The organism is Saccharophagus degradans 2-40, from assembly GCF_000013665.1.
In the GTDB taxonomy this organism is placed as follows: Bacteria; Pseudomonadota; Gammaproteobacteria; order Pseudomonadales; family Cellvibrionaceae; genus Saccharophagus; species Saccharophagus degradans.
The window spans coordinates 4,858,960-4,879,937 of record NC_007912.1 but is presented as its reverse complement, the minus strand read 5'-3'; the positions used below and the strand labels follow the sequence as shown (position 1 = coordinate 4,879,937).

Below are 20,978 nucleotides of genomic sequence, written 5' to 3'. Positions count from 1 at the left end.
CCACACCTAATGCATTAACTAGCTTGGTTTTTAGATGCAACCGCTTGTTTTCTAAGATGTGTAATTCTTCACATAGCAAAATGGCCTAGGCCATTTAGTGGTCTTTTGGTGAATACCGCCGCCTAAGCTTAAACCGTAACCTGTGCGCCATATGACATATCTTTTCTTTATGAGGTTTTTGGCGCGATGAATTTAACTAAATTTGCAGTGGCTGCACTTAGTGTTGCCGTACTTTCTGCATGTGGCGGAGGCGCCGGTAACAGCCCTAGCCCCGGTGCAGGTTCCAATACAAATACTGAGTCGGCATCTAGCAGCTCCAGTTCCAGCTCTAGTTCTAGCACAAGTTCAACATCCAGTTCTTCTTCCAGCTCTAGTGGTTCAGCAGAAGTAAATGTAGATATTGACGTTGATATCGATGTGGAAAACGGCTCTAGTTCGAGCAGCTCATCAGGCTCTAGCTCGTCTAGCACGGGCGGTGGCGATATTACTATTATTGACGAAATAGAGAGCTCGACCAGTTCTTCTACGTCTAGCTCAAGTTCCAGTGGCGCAACAAGTTCAAGCAGTACTTCTTCGTCTAGCAGTTCTTCAAGCAGCTCTAGTTCATCTGGCGCTACCGGCTCGTCATCTAGCAGCTCTGGTGCGGGTAGTACTAGTTCATCATCAAGCTCTAGTAGCTCAAGTTCGTCTTCTAGTTCATCGTCAAGTTCTTCAAGCTCTTCTAGTTCATCAAGCACGGGCGGTGGCAATGCGGGTGTAGATGCCGAATTGGGTTACAGCATTGGCGACGTCTATGCGCCAAGCTTTGATTACACCGCAGTAGGCGGCGAGCGCAAAACAGATAACTACCGCGTTATTGGCTATTACATGCCAAGTTTAGATGGTTCGTTTCCGCCTAGCGCAATTGGTGAGCAACAAGCGCAAATGCTTACCCATATTAACTATGCATTTATTGGTATTAACAGCCAGCTAGAGTGCGATTTTATAGATGTAGAAAAAGCCGACGCAGAAACTCAAATTATTGCTGAGTTACAAGCACTAAAAAATTGGAATGCCGATTTAAAAATCCTTTTTTCTGTAGGGGGTTGGGCAGAATCTAACGACGCAGCCGAAACCGTTAGCCGCTACCGCGATGCGTTTGCACCGGCAAACCGCGAGCATTTTGTTAGCTCGTGTGTAGCCTTTATGCAACAACACGGCTTTGATGGCATAGATATAGATTGGGAATACCCTCGCGCCGAAGATGTAGATAACTTTATTGCCGGCCTAGCAGCAATGCGCAACCAATTGGATGCACGCGGCAACGGCGAGCTAGTTACCATTGCTGGCGCAGGCGGTGCGTTCTTTTTAAGCCGTTATTACAGCAAGCTAGCTGCCATAGTAGAACAGTTAGACTTTATAAATTTAATGACCTACGACCTAAACGGACCGTGGAACGGCGTAACAAAAACTAACTTTCACGCACACCTGTACGGCAACAACCAAGAGCCGCGCTTTTACAACGCGCTGCGCGAAGCAGACCTTGGTTTAACGTGGGAAGAAATAGTAGAGCGTTTTCCTAGCCCGTTCGAGCTCACCGTAGATGCCGCCATTAAACAACATTTAATGATGGATATTCCGCGCGAAAAAATTGTAATGGGCGTACCTTTTTACGGTCGTGCATTTTTTAACACAGGTTCATCAAACACCGGTTTATACCAAACCTTTAACACCCCAAATGGTGACCCCTATGTAGGTGACGCTAGCTTATTGGTTGGTTGTGAAGCCTGCGAAGCGCGCGGCGAGCCACGCATTGCTACCTTTAACGATATTCAACAACTTATAGAAGGTAACTACGGCTATACCCGTCACTTTGATGATCAAACCAAAGCGCCTTGGTTGTATCACGCAGAAAATAATATATTTGTAACCTACGACGATGCTCAATCGTTGGTGTATAAAACCGATTATATTAAACAACAAGGTTTAGGCGGTGCGATGTTTTGGCACCTAGGCCAAGATGATTCGCAATTTACTTTATTGGCTACTTTACACACCGAGCTAAACGGCGCAAACGCTGGTAGCCTGCAAGGTGGCAATAGCGAAACCGACAACACAACGGACGAAACAGAAGGCAATAACGAAGACAACACCGAACAAAACCCAGAAGAAAATACCGATACTGAAGAAACAGAAACAGAAACAGAAACAGAAACAGAAACAGAAACAGAAACAGAAACAGAAACAAGCGTAGAGCAACCCACTGCGCCAACAATAGCTTGGATGAACACAAGCTATACCGGCAGCAGTGTAACGGTCACTATTACGTGGAATATGTACTGGGGTACAAACGGCAACCAATGGCAGCTATGGTTAGATGGCGAGCAAGTGTATTCAGCCAACTTAACTACCAATGGCCAAAATGCACAAACCGACAGCAAAATCATTACTATTACTGGCGCAGGTGCTCATAGCGTTGAAGTTAAACTGTGTAACCAGCAAGATATAAATGTTAGCTGTGCTAGCGATAGCGAAACTATCACTTTGCAAGGCGGTAGTGATGGCGCAACGTCTAGTTCTTCTTCCAGCACGTCGTCAAGCTCTAGTAGCTCGTCTTCTAGTACTGGTGGTTCAACGTCGAGCACAAGCAGCTCCTCTAGTTCTACTAGTTCATCGAGCAGTTCATCTAGCTCTAGTAGTTCAAGTACATCGGGTGGCGGCGAAACAGATTTATCTGGCGTGGTTTACGGCGAGTACAACAACACTTACAAACAGACGAGCGATAAAATAATTGTTACTTACTTTGTAGAGTGGGGCATTTATGGCCGCGACTATCACGTAAATAATATTCCGGCGTCTAACCTTACGCACGTACTGTTTGGCTTTATTGCAATGTGTGGCGATAACCCACACGCCTCAGGCGGCGCGCAAGCGGCTATTGCTAGCGAGTGTGCAGATAAGCAAGATTTTGAAGTTACCTTGGTAGATCGTTTCGCCAACCTAGAAAAAACTTACCCAGGCGATACGTGGTACGACGATACAACCGGTCAAGATTACAATGGTAACTTTGGGCAACTACGCAAACTAAAAGCACAGCACCCGCATTTAAAAATATTGCCATCTATTGGCGGCTGGACAATGTCTACCCCATTTTATGAAATGGCAAAAAATGAAGCTAACCGCGCAGTGTTTGTTGAATCTGCCGTTAACTTTATTAAAAAATATGACTTCTTCGACGGAGTAGATATAGATTGGGAATACCCTGTATACGGCGGTACAGCCCCAGAATTATCTACCGCTGCCGACCGCGATGCCTATACCGCCTTAATGCGTGACCTACGCGCAGCATTAGACGAGCTGGCAGAAGAAACGGGTCGCGAATACGAAATTACTTCGGCCGTAGGTGCAGCACCAGAAAAAATTGCAGCAGTAGATTACGCCAGTGCCACAACGTATATGGATTACATATTCCTAATGAGCTACGACTACATGGGCGCATGGGCGAACACAACGGGTCACCACACCCCGCTGTACAACAACAACGAAGAGCGAGAAGGTTTTAACACACATGCGTCTGTGCAAAACCTATTAACCGCAGGTGTGCCTTCATCCAAATTAGTCGTGGGTGGTGCATTCTACGGCCGCGGCTGGGTAGGCACCCAAAATACCAACGCTGCCAAAAGCGATTTATTCCCGCTATATGGCCAAGCTTCTGGCGCGGCAAAAGGCACCTGGGAAGCAGGGGTACAAGACTACCGCGACCTGTACGACAACTATATTGGCACCAATGGCACAGGCATTAATGGCTTTAGCGCACACTACGACGAAATAGCCGAAGCCGCCTACCTTTGGAACAGCAGCACCGGCGAATTTATAAGCTACGATTCGCCGCGCTCTATTGCAGCAAAAGCCGATTACGTAAAACAATACAATCTAGCTGGCATGCTAACCTGGGAAATAGACGGCGATAACGGCCAACTACTCAACGCCATTAACGAAAGTTTCGGCAACGAAAAGCAGTAGTTTCGGTTATTGCAAAATTTATGGAAGTTGTGAAAGCGAAGATAATAAATAGCTAAAGTAACCGAACTGTTTATGTTACATAAAAGGGCTTCACTGGTTGAAGCCTTTTTTAATTAACCTGATAAAATTAGTTTTATTTTAGCAACTATAGATTAATAAATATGGATAGACAGGAAAAGGCTAGCGCGTCTTCCGTAGTAATAATCTTAAAAGTAGCTAAACAGGAGTAGCCCAAACCATGTTTGAGCTACTCTAACTAGCGATAGTCAATATTCCTATCGGAAGCTAAGCTGGTTTACATTGTCTTCAGTCCACGTAGGCATCGATTCTAATTCGCGCTTAGTGTGGTTGATTTGAATGGTACGCTCATTGTCGGCGTTTTTGATAATAGTAAGTTCAGACATTGGAATTGAAACAGATTTTTCACCCATTCCCAAAAAGCCGCCCACTTCCACTATAAGCGCCATTTCTTTGCCTGATTGGTCGATAACCACATCTTCTACTTCGCCCACTTCACGACCTTGTGAATCTTCCACATCTTTGTCAATTAAGTCGCTGGCAAGAATGGGGGTTTGTAGCCCTTGATTAGTGCTTAAGTTTTTAGGTTGCAGCTCAGTGCGAGCATCGAATTGCTCTGATGAGCGATCTTGATATTGAGGGTTGGTATCTTGGTTTAGTTGGCCTTCGGCATACACAGTGCCAGTGGTTAAAGCGCCTACAAGAGCTAATGCGGATATTGATAGTTTCATGACTTTGTCTCCAAAAAGTGTTGTAAGAATTAGTCTGCTGTTTTGCAGACTCGAATTCATTAGAGCAACGGGCGTACCAAAAACAAAAAAACATGTTTGGCCGAGCTGTTAAGTTGAACTGTTTAACGTTTTTTGATGCGCGCAGTAGACGCGCGCGCCAATTTAAATGGTTAACAGTTGAAATAAATAAATTGATATTCCGGCTAAAACTAGGTGATTGAAATAATTACATGACTTATTATTAAAATTACAACGTTAAGCGGGTTGGTGCTACACAACATTTACCAAGGACAAAGGAGATAGAACAAAGCCATGAACCGAAATAACTACATATTAATTGCAATGTCAGTTTTAGTATCTGCATGTGCAGGTGTTACACAGCCTATAAAGATGCAGGCAACAAGTGTTGTGACCGAAGAAATATACGCCAACACAAAGTCTACAAACGGTGTTGTACTACTGGATGTAAACTGGGGGCGTTGGTGGGGTTGTGGCGGCCACGAAAATGCGCAGCTTATTAGCTTGGCCTTTGATAAGCTTCCAGTGAATACCTTTAACAGCGAAGCTGAACCAGCGCTTGTACTACATAGTCCCTCGCGTTTGGCGGTTGACCCTCAATTTACAAATTACGCATATTCACTCACCCCGGGCGAATATGCGATAAGCGCCTTTAGCATCAAAGTGGCCGATTCGGTGTCTAAAGTGGGCTTTCTTACTGCAGAACGCGACACGCTCTACTCTGAAGGAAAACCCATTGGTGGAACGTTTACTGTTAGGCCGCGTGAAGTGGTTTTTATTGGCAATTTCTTCCTCGATTGCACCTACAGCCCCACACTTTGGCGATACCACCCAGACGGTAAAGAAGCTTTTAAATCACAGCTAGAAGAGTACGAGAATCGCTTCCCCTATATAGACATGACTGATGTGCAGTTTCGTTTATTTAATACCGAGCAGTTTGGGAATAGTTATGAGCTTATTCAGTAAATGCATTACTTCTTAAAAAATTTAAACTGAGCGCGCGCATAATTAATATGCGCCCTTTACTATTCGATGAACCGTAAAACACGTAGGCCGGAAAAGGCGAAGCCGCCTTCCGGCGCGACCATCTTGCATTACAATTCTTTTATCAATCTTAGTGACGCTATATTGGGTATTACAAGAAAATAAACTTATTATTCAATGGCTGTGAACTCCAACCCGTGTAAACCGTAATCTTCAATTAACTGCTTAAAGCGACTATTACAATAAAGCCCATATTTTTCGGGATTTATACATTTGAATAGCATCTTACTACCTATGCTCTTCGCAGAACTTTGCGAATTATCCTCGCTAGCGAAGTCCTCCAAATTAGATGTACTTAAGCAATTAAATATGGCCCATTCCTTTGCATCTACAATAATGGGCAAAATTTCCCCATATGGGGCTAGGTTATCCCCAATATATCGTATTGCTTCTGGTGAAAGTAACAGCGTGCCGTCGGGCATCCAGGTTGAAATATCAGGTGTTAGATTCTTCTCACCCTCAAGAGGCTGAAATGTAGTTTTCATAAGAGGCCAAAATCCAGCAAGGCTAATATTAAGATAAACAAAATTATTGGCATCGGCATAACTGAATTCATCGGGAAAGGAGCTAAGAAAGTCGTTCACATTAAGAACTAACTCTTTGTAATCGAAACCTTGCTGTTCAACTAAATACAAGTCCATTTATCTATGGTTCCTAAGAAATACTGTGTTTTCATATCGCGGATAATGCATTACAACGTAGGCCGGAAAAGGCAAAGCCGCCTTCCGGCGTGACCATGCTGTATTACGATATATTAGTCGATCTAATGGGCGATTTGGCCGCCGTTAATATTAATCCAGTTGTAGTACCCTGCTAGACTCAAAGAATATAACATTACGGTAAGAGTAAGAAGCGGGTTAACTATAAAAACAGGTTAAAAATCATGAATGTATTTTTATTACAACCAGATTTCGACTATAAAGAAATTGATTTAAGCCCGTTAGATATAGAGGATATTTTTCCCGAAAATATAACACTAGAATCTATTCTAGATTTTAGTAAGCACAACATGGCCTTAAAAGAATTCTGGTCAGCCATAAAAGTAGACTTTGCAGGTAAAAGCGAGGTACAACACGTGCCCGATATAGGTATTTGGATGGATGGAGTTTTATTGCTATCTACCGCCACAAAAATATTTGTCGCTAACGTATTACAACCCTTCGGTGAGTTTTTACCTATTACTATTCATGCTGAAGAATGGTTTCTATTTAACTGCACTACAATGGCCAGCGCGGAAGTGATCGTTGACGGCATCATAGCTATTAACCTTAAAGACAATTCCCTTAACAACGCCCCAATATTTAAAGTAATAGTAAACGGAAAGGCCAATCTCTATTGCATCGAAAAATTTAAAAGGCTACTAAGCGATTACAATTTAAAAGGGTTACAAGTTAAAATCTACAAACAAGACCTTGTTACTTGCACTAAGCAGCCAATAACTGCGCTTAGTTGATACGCATTAAAAATTCAGTTCGGAAGAGCTTATTACAAGCAAAGCCGCGATAGCACTAAACAAGTACGAGGCCATTCAAATATCGAATGGCCTACCTTACCTAAAACTTCGGTTGTGCATGCACCAATATTGCGCTTTTGTACGCGTAAATAACGAAATGCGCGCCAATCATATTTCCACCGCTTAATTTCTGTTATAGACTCCAAAATGATAACTGGTTCACAAATGTATGTTGGATGACCCGCTAGATGTACGGGCATCGCTTACTGGGGGGTGCTCGTGCGGCTTGCATAAGCCACGCAATGCTTCACAGCTCTTGCTAGATCTAGAGGGAGAAAAATGGATATTTTTACTAGATTCAACAGAAATAAAATAGCCGATAGGCAATTAGATACCCTTATTGGTTTGAGTAAAGGCATTGCCGCCGATGGTAATGTTAACCAAGCCGAAGCGGAGTTTTTACAGAGCTGGCTGGTTCAAAACGGTCAATCTGAACACCCTGTTATTCTCAATCTACTCAGTAAAGTTTCCGAAGCCCTAGCCGACGGCGTGCTAGACGAAGAAGAATCGCGCGAGTTACTCACTATACTTCGTACGATTTCTGGTGAAAGCAGTGAAATTGGCGAAGTAGCAAAAACGTCCGCTTTGCCTCTATGCTCCCCTGCACCTAAATTGGAATTTGCGGGTAAATCCTATTTGTTTACTGGCACCTGCGCCTACGGCAACCGAAAGCAGTGCCAAGCGGCTATCGAAACACTTGGCGGCGTAGTGGCTAGTAGCGTAACAAAAAAATTAGATGTGCTTGTATTGGGTACCTACGTTACCGAAAGTTGGGCACACGAAACATTTGGTCGAAAAATAGAAAAGGCAATGGCGTATAGAGAGTCTGGTTTACCTATTGCAATTGTTAGCGAGCAGCATTGGGTGAATGAGGCTGGGGTTTAGCGTGACCAATGTGAGAGAAAAGGGTTCGGCCCTGTATCAAATGGTTCTACTCTTTTTAAGTGTGTATGTACTGGGGGCGATACTCATCGAATCCTTTTTAGTAACAGATGAAGAAATAAAACAAGTACTGCAATACGTAGATTTATTAGTTTGTATTTTCTTTCTAGCTGATTTTATTGTGAATTTCACATCCGCAAAATCAAAACTGGAATACATGAAATGGGGCTGGTTAGATTTAATCTCATCAATACCGGCTATAGATCCGCTTAGGTGGGGCCGCATATCGAAAGTTGTGCGCATTATTCGCTACTTAAGGGCAATAAAATCTATAAAAGTGCTACTTAATAGTTTACATGCAAGTAAGTTCGAAACGTTATCTCTATGCGTGTTTCTAGTTGTATTCTTAACCTTTACTTTATCTTCGGCAATTATATTGGAATTCGAACGAGGTTTGGGCTCCCCTATAGTAACTGCCGAGGCTGCACTTTGGTGGGCGTTTCTAAACCTGTTAAACGCAAAGTCATCAATCGATCAGGCGCTAAGCACAGAAGGCATAACGGCAACCATTTTTCTTAATAAAGTTGGCCTTTTATTGTTTGCTTATTTGAACTCTATGTTGGTAGCTTGGTTGGTTATGCAGAAGAAGTCGAGAGAAAATAGTAACTGTGATGGTATTGGTGAAGGTTAGCATTTATAGGGTAATTCATTATACGTGTATTAATAATATTTACTTTTAAAGCCGCGTTCAAGATGGCCAAATTTATATATCGCTACTATAACTTTGTTCGTGGTAAGCCAGAGGAAAATAGCACTACGATATAGTTTGAAGAACGAAAAATATATTTTTTATTTCCACTTGCATCATGAATTAAGATTTATCAATGAAACGGATATTTATGTATATTATTTTTATATAAATGACTTTTAGTGAAAATAGAATACCTTCTTAAAAAGGATAATTCATGTGGGTACAGCTTTCTAAATTAGCAATAGATTACGGGCCGATAGCGTTACTGGGGATAGGATATGTAAGTCTAATTTGGTATTTAGCTAGTAAAGGCCTGAGGTACCCAGATGATTCTAGCGGCAGGCAAGACCGAGCTTTTAGGCTAAGTATATTAAATGAGCACAAAGCTCTTATTATTTATCGTCGATTGGTCGCTAAATTATTAACGGTTGTCGATTCACTTATTCAGTCAAGGTCAGGGAAGTGGGCGAGCCCAGTAAGAGGGTGGGCACGTTCTTATATAGCTTGTCGTTTTTCTGGGAAAAACCCTTGGGATGAAAGTTGCTATTCGTTCTGTTTATCTCTCGCATTCATCTATCCCGTTTTTGTCATTATTATTCCTTGGTCTTTAGGCGCGAGTGGTGTGTTTGTTGGGCATCAGTTGCTTCCAAGCGATGTACACCCCGCCCTAAGGTTTTTAGTGATTGTGTTAATCTGCTCATCCGTGTTGAGTGGCTGGTTATACGCTACATTAGATACCGCTAGAAAAAAAGCCGTGGTGCTTTCTATATGGGCAATATTGGTAGTACTTTCTGTGCTTCTATCATTCAAAGTGGGTTTCCCTTTAGTTCTAATTATTGGTATTGCCAGTAACAGTATATTAGCTGCTGTACACTCTGGGATTCTATCTACTGTAACTGTTTTTGTGATAATGCTTTTTATATCGGGAATGGTTTATCTATTTGGAGAGACATCTACGGCAGTAATTTTTGCCGCGGCAGGATTCTTTTTTTCTGGGTTAAATATATTTTGGGATTGGTTTAGAGTAAAGCAAAAAAATAGAAAGCACCCTAGTGTTTTATGGATTGTATTGTGGAATATCTCGTGGTCGCTGTTTGTATTTATTGCTCTTTATTTAGTTAGTAGTAACCCGCAGAATTTTACAGGGCACACTCTTTTACAATTAAGGTCTTTGCTTTGTGTTTTCGTCTTGCTGCCATTATTTAATGCGCCGTTTGATTGGCTCTCATTAGGGTTAACGCGTGGATTGCTAATAAAGATTAGAGATGGGGAGCACGACTTAAGAGCGTTAATGTATGGGCTTCTAGATTTAGTTATAGCAGCATTATTTTGGCTGGCAACACTACTTACTACGATTGCACTTTTTTCAATAGCTAATAAAGTTATTGGTGTGTCTGACTTTGATGTGAAGGGTCTATTAAGTAAGCTTGGCGAAAGCCCTTGGGATGAAGACGTTATGTGGGTCCACTTAATGGCTGCAACCACCTTAATACCCACAATTATTCATTTCTTAGTAGCATCATTCTCTGTGGTAAACGCTCTATCGGGTATTATTAGGAATAAGTCTATATCGAATTTGCTTACCAATTGGCCTGCTAACGAAGAAGTGAAGGATGACAGGTTGTATTTGGCATCCTTATTACTCACGCTTAATGCTTTTATTGCCATATTGATTCCAATAGTGATTGTAGCCAACTTTGACAAGCTGGTTTGGGCGGCAGAAGTGTTTGTAAAAAACTCAGCTCAAGCGATATACATACTTATGATGTAACTCGTACATTTTTAATTATGATTCTATCAAGTAGTGGAAAGAAGCCAATTTTATCTACTACCGGATTAACGTAATTAGTTATTATGCAGTAGTGCGTATTGTCATTCTGGTGGTGTTGCAGGTGATGCTGGTTAGATTGAATACAGCCGATTTTTTGTAGCGTATTTACAAGCCAGTTTTTATGGTTGTTTGGGCGATGACAGGCGATATGGATTTCACTGGAGACAAGTAAAACTAGAATTAATAACCCGGTCTGCCAAGATAAAAAAGAACAGAGCCAAGCAGGAAAGATAAAAAAAGTAGATATAATCAGCGCGTACTTATTGCGTGTAAGCCAACTATACTGACTGGACCGATTCGGGTGTAAATGATGTTCGTTTGCTTTATATATAAATAATTCATTAAAAACAGGAATCGAACGAGTATCAAACCTATCCTGTGCCCAATGAGCTACACCTGAGATTAAGTCAGCAACACAAATAATAAGGGCAACTTGAACGATAACTACTAATATGTCAGTCATACTATGCTCCATGCGATACGTTATGTTCCTATCTTTCTATCAGATACACTTAACATCCACAAGCGTGAAATTAACAAAGTCGTTACCGCTCCTCCTTTAGCTTTTATGGCTAGCGCATTTTTAAGAACATCAAACAGCTTTCTTGCTTTTACCCGCTAACCCTGCACGCCACCAACCTAACTTCCCACCATAAAAACTCCCCAAAAACCGCTCAAAACAGTATAAAAACCACCCAAATAGCTCAATACAACCCCAATATTGGCTTTGCTATCTTACCAATTATGATTTACAGTAACTTTCCCATAACTAGATTAACAAGATAATACTTACCGATTATGCGCCTACTAAATAACAAAACCCTTCGTGCTATTTCTGTATTGTGTAGTTTAACGTTTGTGCCCTGTGCTATTGCCGAGGTGGCGCCGCTTTGGTTGCAGTTTGAGGCCGCAAAGGCGAATGGCGATGAGCCAACCTTGCCGGACTTTTCTTATGCGGGTTACGACTATTCCGAGAGCGAGCTGCCAGACATTTCTAGTTGGGCCGTATTTAATGTGACGGACTACGGGGCAATAGCAAACGACGAAAACTACGATGACCAAGCCATACAGCTGGCAATAGATGCCGCACAAAACGCTGGTGGCGGTGTGGTTATGTTCCCCGCTGGCAGGTTTTTAGTTAGCCCTAACGAAACGGTGGGCGAGAATATTTTTATTCGCGCTAGCAACATAGTGCTAAAAGGCGCGGGCGCTGGTGATAACGGAACAGAAATATTTAAAGTAAATAAAAAAGTAAATAACGGCGAGTATATTTTTGAGGTTTCGCCAACAAGCACTGGCGAATCGGTGATTACAACTGTAGTAGCAAATGCACAGCGCGAAAGTTTCGAAATAGTAGTTGCCGATGCATCACAACTGAGTGTGGGCCAGCGTATTTTATTGCGAGCAGATAGCGTGGAATTAGCGCAATCGTATTATTCCCCGCTTACCATTCGCAGCGAATGGACGCGATTACTAAACGACGGCTTTAACCTGCGAGAAATTCACTCTATTGCCGCAATTAACGGCAACACCGTGCGCCTTAGAGAACCACTACACATAAGCCTAACTATAGGTTCTACGCCCATTCAGGTGCGTAGTTACAACATGATAAATAACATAGGTATAGAAGATATTCGCTTTAAAGGTAATTGGGATTCCTACCCCGAAGACTTCGATCACCATAAAGACGATATTCACGATTACGCATGGAACGCACTAAGGTTAGATAACGTAGAAAACGGCTGGATACAAAACGTAGAATTTAAAGATTGGAACCAAGGTATTTATATAGACGGCTCTGCAGCACTTACCCTGCGTAATATTACCTTTACCGGTAAGAAGGGGCATATGTCTATTCATACGCGGCGCTCTTACGGTGTATTAATAAAAGATAGTGCCGACCACGCAGGCCATCACCACGGGCCGGGTGTTGGCTACTGGGGTTGCGGCACTGTGTACCTGCGTTACCAAATGTTAGCTGGCCAAAATATAGATAGCCATTCGGGCAGCCCCTACGCAACGCTGTTTGATAATGTAACTAACGGTCACCTTTCTAACAACGGCGGCCCACACGAAAGTTACCCGCACCACGGTAAACATTTAGTCGCATGGAATATGACTTTAGAAGGCGGGCCAGATAGCTATAATTTTTGGTCGGCGTCTCGCAACGGCCACACCTTCGCCATGCCGTATTTTATTGGCTTGCAGGGTAAAAGCGTTACCTTTACCGAAGGCACCTATAGCGCTAATGAATTGCTAGGGCAAATGGCCGAGCCTGCTTCTTTATTTGAAGCGCAACTTGCCTTGCGCCTTGGTAGCACTGCGCCCGAGCAACCAGAAGAAACAGAAGAACCAGAACAAGAGCCAGAGGGTGAAACCGGTGGCGAGCAACAACCAACAGAAGAAACCCCTACACCACAACCCAATCAGCCAAACGCCAGCAACACATCGGGTGGTGGAGCCATAGGTGGGCTATTGCTCACATTGTTGATGGTGCTGGCAGCTACTACCAAAATTAATTACATAACGCGCCGCACAGGTAATTAACTATTAAACCAACGGGTGGGCACTGCCCACCTTTTATATCTTTTCGTTCCACTCAAACAGTGGAGCGAACAAATCCGCCCATCCCCATTGCCTCTTTAAAATCTATTCCGCTTCTAAAAAACGCCTAAAGAATGGCAGCATGCGGTCCTCGACGCGGCCGAATGGAATCCACGTATCGCTCCACTCTGTGCCACCGTGCTCTTCCGCAAAATGGGGAATGTCGTACTCTGCTAATTCGCGAGTAAAGCGTTGGTTGCTATTTATGTGGCCGAAGTTGGGGTCGTAGCGGCCCCAATCAAACATAAAACCGCGCAAAGATTTAAGTTCATCTACCGAATGGCGCACGCGATTAATAAGTGGAAAGTTATCACTTAAACGGGTTACCGAATTTGGGTTTACTGCTAATTCACCGTTAACTATATCCATCATAAAATCTGCATAAAACGGTGGCTTGCTAAGGTTAGGTACATGCGACTGAGCCATTAGCAAAAAAACCGGTGTGTAGCCTTCCATCTCGCTTAGGGCATCGTATGATTTAGCTTCATTCATTATTCGCCAATTGGGTAAAGAGCGTAAAAGCCTATCGCCGCTGATGGTGGTACCCACTGGGTGAATGGCATAAACGCTAGAAAATACGCCAGGGCGTTCCATTGCTAGGCGTATGGCGCAGTAACCGCCAATAGAATCACCAGACACACCGCGGGATGACGGCTTGGCAAGGGTGCGGTAGCGTTTATCTATGGCAGGCACCAGCTCTTCTTTTACATGATCCCACCAGTGGCCCACCACTTTATTGTTACCGCAAAAGGTGCCTGGCGTATGGGTTGCGCGGTAATCTCCCACCACAAAAATAAACTCGTTGGTTTGGTTGCGCTCTAATGCGCGCCCAAACGTTTCGCCAATGCTGTCCACCTCATGCATTTGCTGGGCGCTCCAGCCATAGTTGTGTATGTAGTGAATAACCGGGTAACGCTTATTAGATGAGTCGTAGCCAGGCGGCAGCCAAACCCATACCTCGCGCTGCAGGTTTAGGTCCAACTTATTTTGCTTAAGTATTTTAGAATTAAGAGTAAAAGATTCCGCACGCCAACCGGATTGGGCCTGCGCAAAACTCTGCGAAGAAAAAAGTGCGGTAAGCACAACAAGCAATACGAATTTCATAAAAGCCTCCAATAGTTATTGAAGGCTGCATAATTACCCGTTTATAGGCCTAATTCGCCCAATCCGATCGATCTAGACCCTTTTTAACGCTTGATTTGGATAAAAAATGCACAATTTGGTGTGGTTATTTTAATTCGCGATGATACGTACGCCATACCCTTGGAGTTGAAAATTAACTCGCAAAAAACTCCGGTAAAAATGTGATTTATTTACCCTTTTATAGGTTAGCTTCCATTGTGCAGATTATTGTCGTATAGAATAGCTGGCAAAGCGTTTAGCAAAGGAATCTGCTAATGAACAACTTTACGCAGCAAACAGAAAAGGAGTGGTGGATTTTGACTTTCTTACCTAAAACGGCATTTTTTGTATTCTTAGTATTAATCGTCCCCCAAATAGTATCCTGTTCCAAAGCACCTTCCCCTCAGACGAAAATATACGAACAACTCGAATATGCGAATAACGGCATAAGCTTTTCTTACCCATCGCATTGGAAGCTTGCACATGATGAATCCCCTGGACTTTATTCAGACAGAGAAGTGAGCTTAGATATTTCGGATTTCTCATCTGTAACCATAAGAATTTTCTACACCGAAGGCGCGCAAAACCAAGAACAATATGGCTTAACTAGGTACACAGAAAGAGTAATAAATGGACTTGGGCTATTAAATACCCCTTCATTTAAAAACCTTCACCAACAGCCAACCACCTTAAACAATCACAAGGGGTATAAGGTTAATTGGATAGATACACTGGTTGGTAACGATAAATATGAGCTAACCGTGCTTAAATACGAAACGCAAGAAAACCAAGTGTTTATCGTTCTGTATACCAGTAATGAAGATATACAAGAATCCGATGACCTTTTTAAGACATTTATCCAAAGCTTAAACATTCATTTTTAATCAAGGAAAGACTAACCATGAATCAATCAACAGCTACTTACGATGGTGCGCTTATTGATGAGCTTGGAGTTAACCTCTACTTACGCTCTCTAGAAGACCTGAAAACATCAAATATTAACTTTCTCATAAGGGGTGGCGAAGCCGAAAGAGCTTGGCAAGAATGTAACTTCGGTTGTCATGGGCCAACCTATAGGCAGCTAAAGCGCCACTCCACTTTTGCCGAGGCCTTAAAGCCAATAGAAGATAGGTCGCCAGCTTTGGCTGGATTTATTGATGGCTTACATGCAAAAACCGTTGGCAATGTTGAAAAAATAGCTAGTGGAGTAGAGCGTACAGCCGATGGACTATATGTTAATGGAGATGAAAATTTCAACAATGTGGGGGCGGAAAACAACGCGGCCTATCAACTTGTCACAACTTCAATTCAAAAATTATTTAGCTTCGAAATTAATACTATCGATAATCCGCTCGCACAAATCGTATACGCAATTATAAATAGATACATATCTATTCTTCCTAGTTGGGCCATAACTGAAATTACACAGCAAGGCGCTTTAAAAATACCGGAAAAAATAGACACATTATGGGTTTTAAAAGCCGCTTCGCTTGGTGTAATTGATAATATAAATGCTGATAATTTGTCGGAAGCAACATCCTTACTAAGCAATACTGCACAACGACAAGCCGGTAAGGTAATTGGTAAAAAAACAGCTGTCGCTTTAGGAGCTATTATTGCTGCTCAAGTTACTAAAAAGATTATTAACAATTCAGCGGAAATACACCTAACAAAAAGAAGATTGGTAGAGTTAAGATCTAAGTCAAAATCTCTAAAAGGTGGGCTGGGTAGCTCGCTTATCACGTTACTTAAAATACAGGGTTTACTGGGGCAAGCGGCAGCTTCAAGCCGTGCATTGCATCAGGCTTGTCCAAAATTGTGGAACCATATGCGTTATAAATTAAATGGCGCAGATATGATTTATTTTTTAATAGAAAACATGACACAAGAGTACGTAGATAGGCTTGCATTACTGGAGCGAAGCCCTCAGCAATTCATTATGGTTATGAGAGCATTAATAAAAGATAAGCAAACAATTAGCATCTTTTTTCCAAGATCAAAATAAACACCTCAAACAGGCTGCCGCTTAATGGCGGCCTTATAGCGGTAGAGTACGAAGCTTGCCGTTGAGGGTATTGCTTGGTATACAAGCTTCAAGCGCGGTACTGACTAGGCGTTACCCCCGTATACCGCTTAAACACGCTATTAAAAGAAGACTTAGAATTAAACCCGCAATCGAAAGCAATATCCAACACCGTGCGTTGTGGGTTTTGTTGTAAAAGCTGGGATGCCAGCGCCACCCTGCGGCTATTCACCATATCGTAAAAATTACCTAAATCACTTTCGTTAATTACCTGCGATATATTGTGGGGGCTTTCGTTTAGGTGGTCGCATAAATCGCGTAGGCTTAAGCTGGGTTTTTTATACAAATGCTCTACATCCATTGCCGCTTTAATTTGTTTTAGCAGCGCTTGCTGCTTTCCGGTAAGTTCGGCAGTAGTTTTGTTATTGCTATTACTGCTTGGCTCAAAATTTTTACTGGCCGTGGTATCACTTTGTGTGGTTGGATGTGCCTCTGGCTTAAATAGTGTTTGCCTTATTGCTTCTGCCTTACCTTGTGCCCCAACAACCAAACTAATATAAGAGCTGGCCAAAAATATGGCCATTAATAAATGAATACCAGATATAACAATATTAATGGGCATATACACCCCATCTAACAGGGCGCAATAAAGCACCTTTGCTATAGAAACCACAGCATTAATAACAATGGCCAACACTAAAATGCGCAACAAATTTAGGCCGGGGTCGGCTAACTCAGAAAACAGCCACTTGTTTTGTACATTGCGCCGCTGCAGCAAGGCATAGCAAGTGCGCAGCACCCACAGGGTTTGCAATAAAAACAAACCAACCGTAAGCGACATACCAGTGTGAATAAAAAAAGCATACGCCTTGGTTACAGGGGCAGCTGCATTGACGAATTCGGTGCCGAAGTGAATAGACGTTGCCAGCGGCGTTAACAGTAACCAAGCCGCAATAACCAACACTGCGTGACTGCGCCAATTAATGTGCAAATCCGCATTGCCTACAGAATTAGCTAATAGCAACGCGCATGGGCCAACCAATAGTGCACTCGCCATTAAAATAACAAGCCATAAATTCTTAAGCGGTGTACTAGGGTGGTGCATTAACCAATCGCAACCTAGCATTAACACCAGTAGGGTCATAAATACTAAAAAGTACCTATTGCGAAACGACGCCCGCCAAGCAAGCAGCCCAGTAAAGGCACACAACCCCAAAGCCATGGCGTATATAGAAAGTTGCAAAGTATTCATGTTGGCCAATTAACCCATTACGTGAAGGGGTAATCTAGCGGTGTAGCGCTGGGGTGGCAAGGGGTGATTTAAAGGGCCAAAATCAGAAATAACCCACGCTATTAATTAGGCACGTCAATTATCTAAATGTTTCGAATACCATATATAGGCAATTCTTGCACGGTGGGCACTGCCCACCAATATACACGTTTGGATGGCACGCACTTTAAATTACAGGCAGTGTTGCCGAACAGGTTGTAATATAGAAAGGTAAAAACAAATAACAGAACAACAAAGCGACCAGCGCACGTGGTTTAACTACCGTTCTATTTCATAGCTATGAAATACCCCTGCATCTCACATTCAAATAGTCTGGCGCCTAATGCAACGCCGATGGCTAGCTTGAAGCCACTTTTTGTAAACTATACATACCGGCACAACTACCCATAATAAACACCGCCGTAAAAACAGATTAAAAAGATTAATAAAAAAAATCCGTTACAGCCGTATTATTACATTGAACAAAGCGTGAATAATTACTTTTACACGGTATATTTAATTTATAAAGCATGCTTTAATTTGAAATTAAACGAAATTAATCCCAATACCTGCACAACTAAAGCGTATTTAGTTGTGCACTTGGAAATTAACGCTCAATCACCTAACGCGCATACCAGTCTTGATGGGGATGTATAGGTGATAGGTGGTGGGGTGGGATATATTGTGTTGTTAAAGCACCAAATTAGAATGGAGCAATTAATGGGGAAAGGTAAGATTGGACGAAATGATCCCTGCTGGTGCGGATCAGGGAAAAAATATAAAAAATGTCACAGAGATAGAGAGAATGAAAATCCAGTAGAGCCATGGGATGCCGCCAAATCAATGCGGGATAAATTCTCAAAAAAAATATGCTCAGCACCAAAAAGCCTTCATGACGAATGTGCGAAAAAGATCGTTAAAGCCCACACAGTGCCAAAAAGCTCTAGCCTAAAAGCAATAGCTGTAGATGGCCATGTTCTAGGAATTAAGTTAGGTTTAGAAAGCCTTCAGAAACATAATGGAAAGATTCGACCTGAAAGAATAGGCGTCAACAACGCTTCTACATTTACTGGCTTCTGCCAAAAACACGATGACCAACTATTTTCTTGCTTAGAAAAGGAGGCATTCACAAAATCAGAGGAACAATGCTTCAAGCTCGCTTTTCGTTCATTTGCTAGAGAGTATTATACGAAGTCGGCCTTGGTAGATATGTATGAGGTAAATGCTGGCCTAGATAAAGGGAAGCCTGCCTATAGGCAGGCCGAAATACAGGAGCAGGCATTCTTCACGAATATTGGGGCGGAAGCAGGACTGCGGGACAATATCTACCAGAAAGAGAGATTTGATAAAGGCATAGAGAGGAATGACTATAGCGATATACGGGCTGTTGTAATTGAGTATGCAAACCCATTTCCAGTTCAGGTTAGTGGTTCAGTTAATCCAGACTTCGCCTTTGATAACACTAAACTTCAAGATTTATCAGATCTTGAAGTGGTTCCTGACTTACTATCATTTACATCATTTTATGATGGGCATAAGAGTTATATTGTACTCTCGTGGTTGGAGCATTGCCACAATACCTGCACAACTTTGGTAAAGTCGCTTATGTCTAAATCAAAAGAAGACATTTCAACATACTTAGCTCAATACATATTCAGTAATTTTGAAAACTACTTTCTCTCACCAGCGTGGTGGGACGGGCTTAGCAGTGATGATAAAGAAAACATTGTTGAAATATCCCATGACAATGTAAATATGTTCGTAGAGCCTCATGGAAATAGTATATCTAATAAAATACTAAATGCTTTATTGCCTGAGCCAGATAAAATTGAGTATGTTAATTGGCAAAGTTAAGCAGAGCTTTAACAAAGCCAGCCAGAGGGACTTCCGCACTGCGTGCTCTAGCCCCTGCTGGCGGCGTTACGTGTACCAATTCTGAGAGATAACTATGGCAAAGGAAGAGTCAAATCAAAGAATAAAGTTCGCTTACAGGCTCAGTGGCTGGTCTTTTGATGGTGGAAGCAAAAGCCTTTTAAGGGATCAAGCCGATAAGATTCTACCTTCTGAGTATACTGCGGAAATGGAAAGTGAAATATTTTGTCCGGTTTGCTATACCATTCTTATTAGGGTCCCTAAAGATAAAGACTATTTTTCAAATGGCCGAGATGCATATTTTGCTCACATGGGCAAATATAAAGAGGTTAAATGTGATCTTAGAACAATGCGTCCTGAAGGGAAACGATACGATAATTATGAAGAGGCTCAGAAGGCAGTTGATGATGAAGATCTTGTTGTAATCTCTGGATTTTTACAGCAAAGACCAGAAGCGCCTGAAGTTCCTGCAGGTAAATATGATGAAACACCAGTAGAAGATATCAATGGTAAATTGACTGAAGTCCCTTTGGGACGGCACAGTGGAGAGTCATTTAAACTTCCAAGTAAAATAACTACTGTCGCTGGGATTTGCAGAAGATTTGACGAAAATATAAACAGATATTACCACTTTCCTAATGGTAAGCTTGCTATTCGACTAATCGATCTTTTACATGATGTTCGAGATGTAACAATAGAAGACGAAATACCCCGGTTATACTTCGGGATCATTAAAAATATTTATTGCCTCGCTGAAAACCCAAAGCCACACAACAAAAGAATGACGCAGTTGCAATGTAGTTCAACGGTGCGCGATTTTCGGATAAAGCCCACGATAGAGATCGCGCAACAAAAGGGAATTACCGAAACCTCTATTGGCAGAGTTGTTATCATGTACGGCGCTGTGAAAGAAGATGGTCTGGGTTTAGGTATCGAAAATTTAAAATGGGGAGAGTTTGCCCTACTTCCAAGGCAATATGAAGGATTGCTAATCACGTAACACCTATATGACCGGACCTGTCAAAGAACAATAACTCACCAAAACCCTTGGTTTAATGCCTAGAGTTAATAAAAAAGCAATTTTGAATGTTTCTACTGACGATAATTTCATGGAAGGCTTAGCGGTAACTGTACCAAACACCTATTGAGAGTCAGTCCAAATTAACGTTCGACGCTTTCATTCGCTGAAGTAATCTGGATGCCTTAGCTTTACTAAGGCGCTACTAGAAATTTATCGGTTACCCTTGGATCTGGCGCTTCAAAGAATCGGGCTTACGGTGTTTTGTATCCAGTTATA

16 protein-coding genes are annotated in these 20,978 nt (G+C 42.3%); 11 read left to right on the top strand and 5 right to left on the bottom strand.

Annotated features, from left to right (window positions below; translation table 11 throughout):
• Positions 1-186: 186 nt before the first annotated feature.
• On the top strand, positions 187-4,002 hold the full coding sequence (locus SDE_RS22915; protein ID WP_011470340.1) for a glycosyl hydrolase family 18 protein: 3,816 nt from the start codon (positions 187-189) through the stop codon (positions 4,000-4,002).
• Between the two features lie 275 nt (positions 4,003-4,277).
• Here SDE_RS22915 and SDE_RS21680 read toward each other — a convergent pair whose 3' ends face one another.
• The gene (locus SDE_RS21680) at positions 4,278-4,751 is read right to left on the bottom strand and encodes a PRC-barrel domain-containing protein (RefSeq protein ID WP_011470339.1); all 474 of its coding nucleotides are present in this window, start codon (positions 4,749-4,751) and stop codon (positions 4,278-4,280) included.
• A 312-nt stretch (positions 4,752-5,063) separates the two neighbouring features.
• Here SDE_RS21680 and SDE_RS20215 point away from each other — a divergent pair, with 312 nt between their 5' ends.
• Entirely contained in the window at positions 5,064-5,735 is a 672-nt protein-coding gene (locus SDE_RS20215; protein WP_011470338.1) for a hypothetical protein, read from the top strand.
• A 188-nt stretch (positions 5,736-5,923) separates the two neighbouring features.
• On the opposite strand, the gene SDE_RS20210 is transcribed toward SDE_RS20215, so the two are convergent.
• Positions 5,924-6,454 (bottom strand): hypothetical protein, encoded by a 531-nt coding sequence (locus SDE_RS20210; protein WP_011470337.1) that lies wholly within the window; start codon positions 6,452-6,454, stop codon positions 5,924-5,926.
• Positions 6,455-6,696: 242 nt separating this feature from the next.
• On the opposite strand from SDE_RS20210, the gene SDE_RS20205 reads away from it, so the two are divergent.
• The 4 genes from SDE_RS20205 (at position 6,697) to SDE_RS20190 (ending at position 10,730) form a co-directional block, all read left to right on the top strand.
• Entirely contained in the window at positions 6,697-7,266 is a 570-nt protein-coding gene (locus tag SDE_RS20205) for a hypothetical protein (RefSeq protein ID WP_011470336.1), read from the top strand.
• A gap of 339 nt (positions 7,267-7,605) precedes the next feature.
• Complete coding sequence (locus SDE_RS20200) at positions 7,606-8,211, top strand: BRCT domain-containing protein (RefSeq protein ID WP_011470335.1); 606 nt, start codon at positions 7,606-7,608, stop codon at positions 8,209-8,211.
• A 1-nt stretch (position 8,212) separates the two neighbouring features.
• Entirely contained in the window at positions 8,213-8,899 is a 687-nt protein-coding gene (locus SDE_RS20195) for an ion transporter (RefSeq protein ID WP_011470334.1), read from the top strand.
• Between the two features lie 274 nt (positions 8,900-9,173).
• Entirely contained in the window at positions 9,174-10,730 is a 1,557-nt protein-coding gene (locus SDE_RS20190) for a hypothetical protein (protein WP_011470333.1), read from the top strand.
• Here SDE_RS20190 and SDE_RS20185 read toward each other — a convergent pair.
• A complete protein-coding gene (locus SDE_RS20185; RefSeq protein ID WP_041324952.1) occupies positions 10,720-11,253 on the bottom strand; it encodes a fatty acid desaturase CarF family protein in 534 nt (177 codons plus the stop codon). The genes SDE_RS20190 and SDE_RS20185 overlap by 11 nt on opposite strands.
• A gap of 335 nt (positions 11,254-11,588) precedes the next feature.
• Here SDE_RS20185 and SDE_RS20180 point away from each other — a divergent pair, with 335 nt between their 5' ends.
• Positions 11,589-13,337, top strand: coding sequence for a DUF4955 domain-containing protein (locus SDE_RS20180; RefSeq protein ID WP_011470332.1), 1,749 nt, complete (start codon positions 11,589-11,591; stop codon positions 13,335-13,337).
• A 102-nt stretch (positions 13,338-13,439) separates the two neighbouring features.
• Here SDE_RS20180 and SDE_RS20175 read toward each other — a convergent pair whose 3' ends face one another.
• A complete protein-coding gene (locus SDE_RS20175; protein WP_011470331.1) occupies positions 13,440-14,498 on the bottom strand; it encodes an alpha/beta hydrolase in 1,059 nt (352 codons plus the stop codon).
• 293 nt (positions 14,499-14,791) lie between these two features.
• On the opposite strand from SDE_RS20175, the gene SDE_RS20170 reads away from it, so the two are divergent.
• Positions 14,792-15,400 (top strand): hypothetical protein, encoded by a 609-nt coding sequence (locus SDE_RS20170; protein WP_011470330.1) that lies wholly within the window; start codon positions 14,792-14,794, stop codon positions 15,398-15,400.
• A gap of 17 nt (positions 15,401-15,417) precedes the next feature.
• Entirely contained in the window at positions 15,418-16,521 is a 1,104-nt protein-coding gene (locus SDE_RS20165; RefSeq protein WP_011470329.1) for a hypothetical protein, read from the top strand.
• An 88-nt stretch (positions 16,522-16,609) separates the two neighbouring features.
• Here SDE_RS20165 and SDE_RS20160 read toward each other — a convergent pair whose 3' ends face one another.
• Positions 16,610-17,791, bottom strand: a complete 1,182-nt coding sequence (locus SDE_RS20160) for a helix-turn-helix transcriptional regulator (RefSeq protein WP_011470328.1) — start codon at positions 17,789-17,791, stop codon at positions 16,610-16,612.
• A 738-nt stretch (positions 17,792-18,529) separates the two neighbouring features.
• On the opposite strand from SDE_RS20160, the gene SDE_RS20155 reads away from it, so the two are divergent.
• Together SDE_RS20155 and SDE_RS20150 are read left to right on the top strand one after the other, a co-directional pair.
• A complete protein-coding gene (locus SDE_RS20155) occupies positions 18,530-19,663 on the top strand; it encodes a YecA family protein (protein WP_011470327.1) in 1,134 nt (377 codons plus the stop codon).
• Between the two features lie 94 nt (positions 19,664-19,757).
• Positions 19,758-20,681, top strand: a complete 924-nt coding sequence (locus SDE_RS20150; RefSeq protein WP_011470326.1) for a hypothetical protein — start codon at positions 19,758-19,760, stop codon at positions 20,679-20,681.
• Positions 20,682-20,978 lie beyond the last annotated feature (297 nt).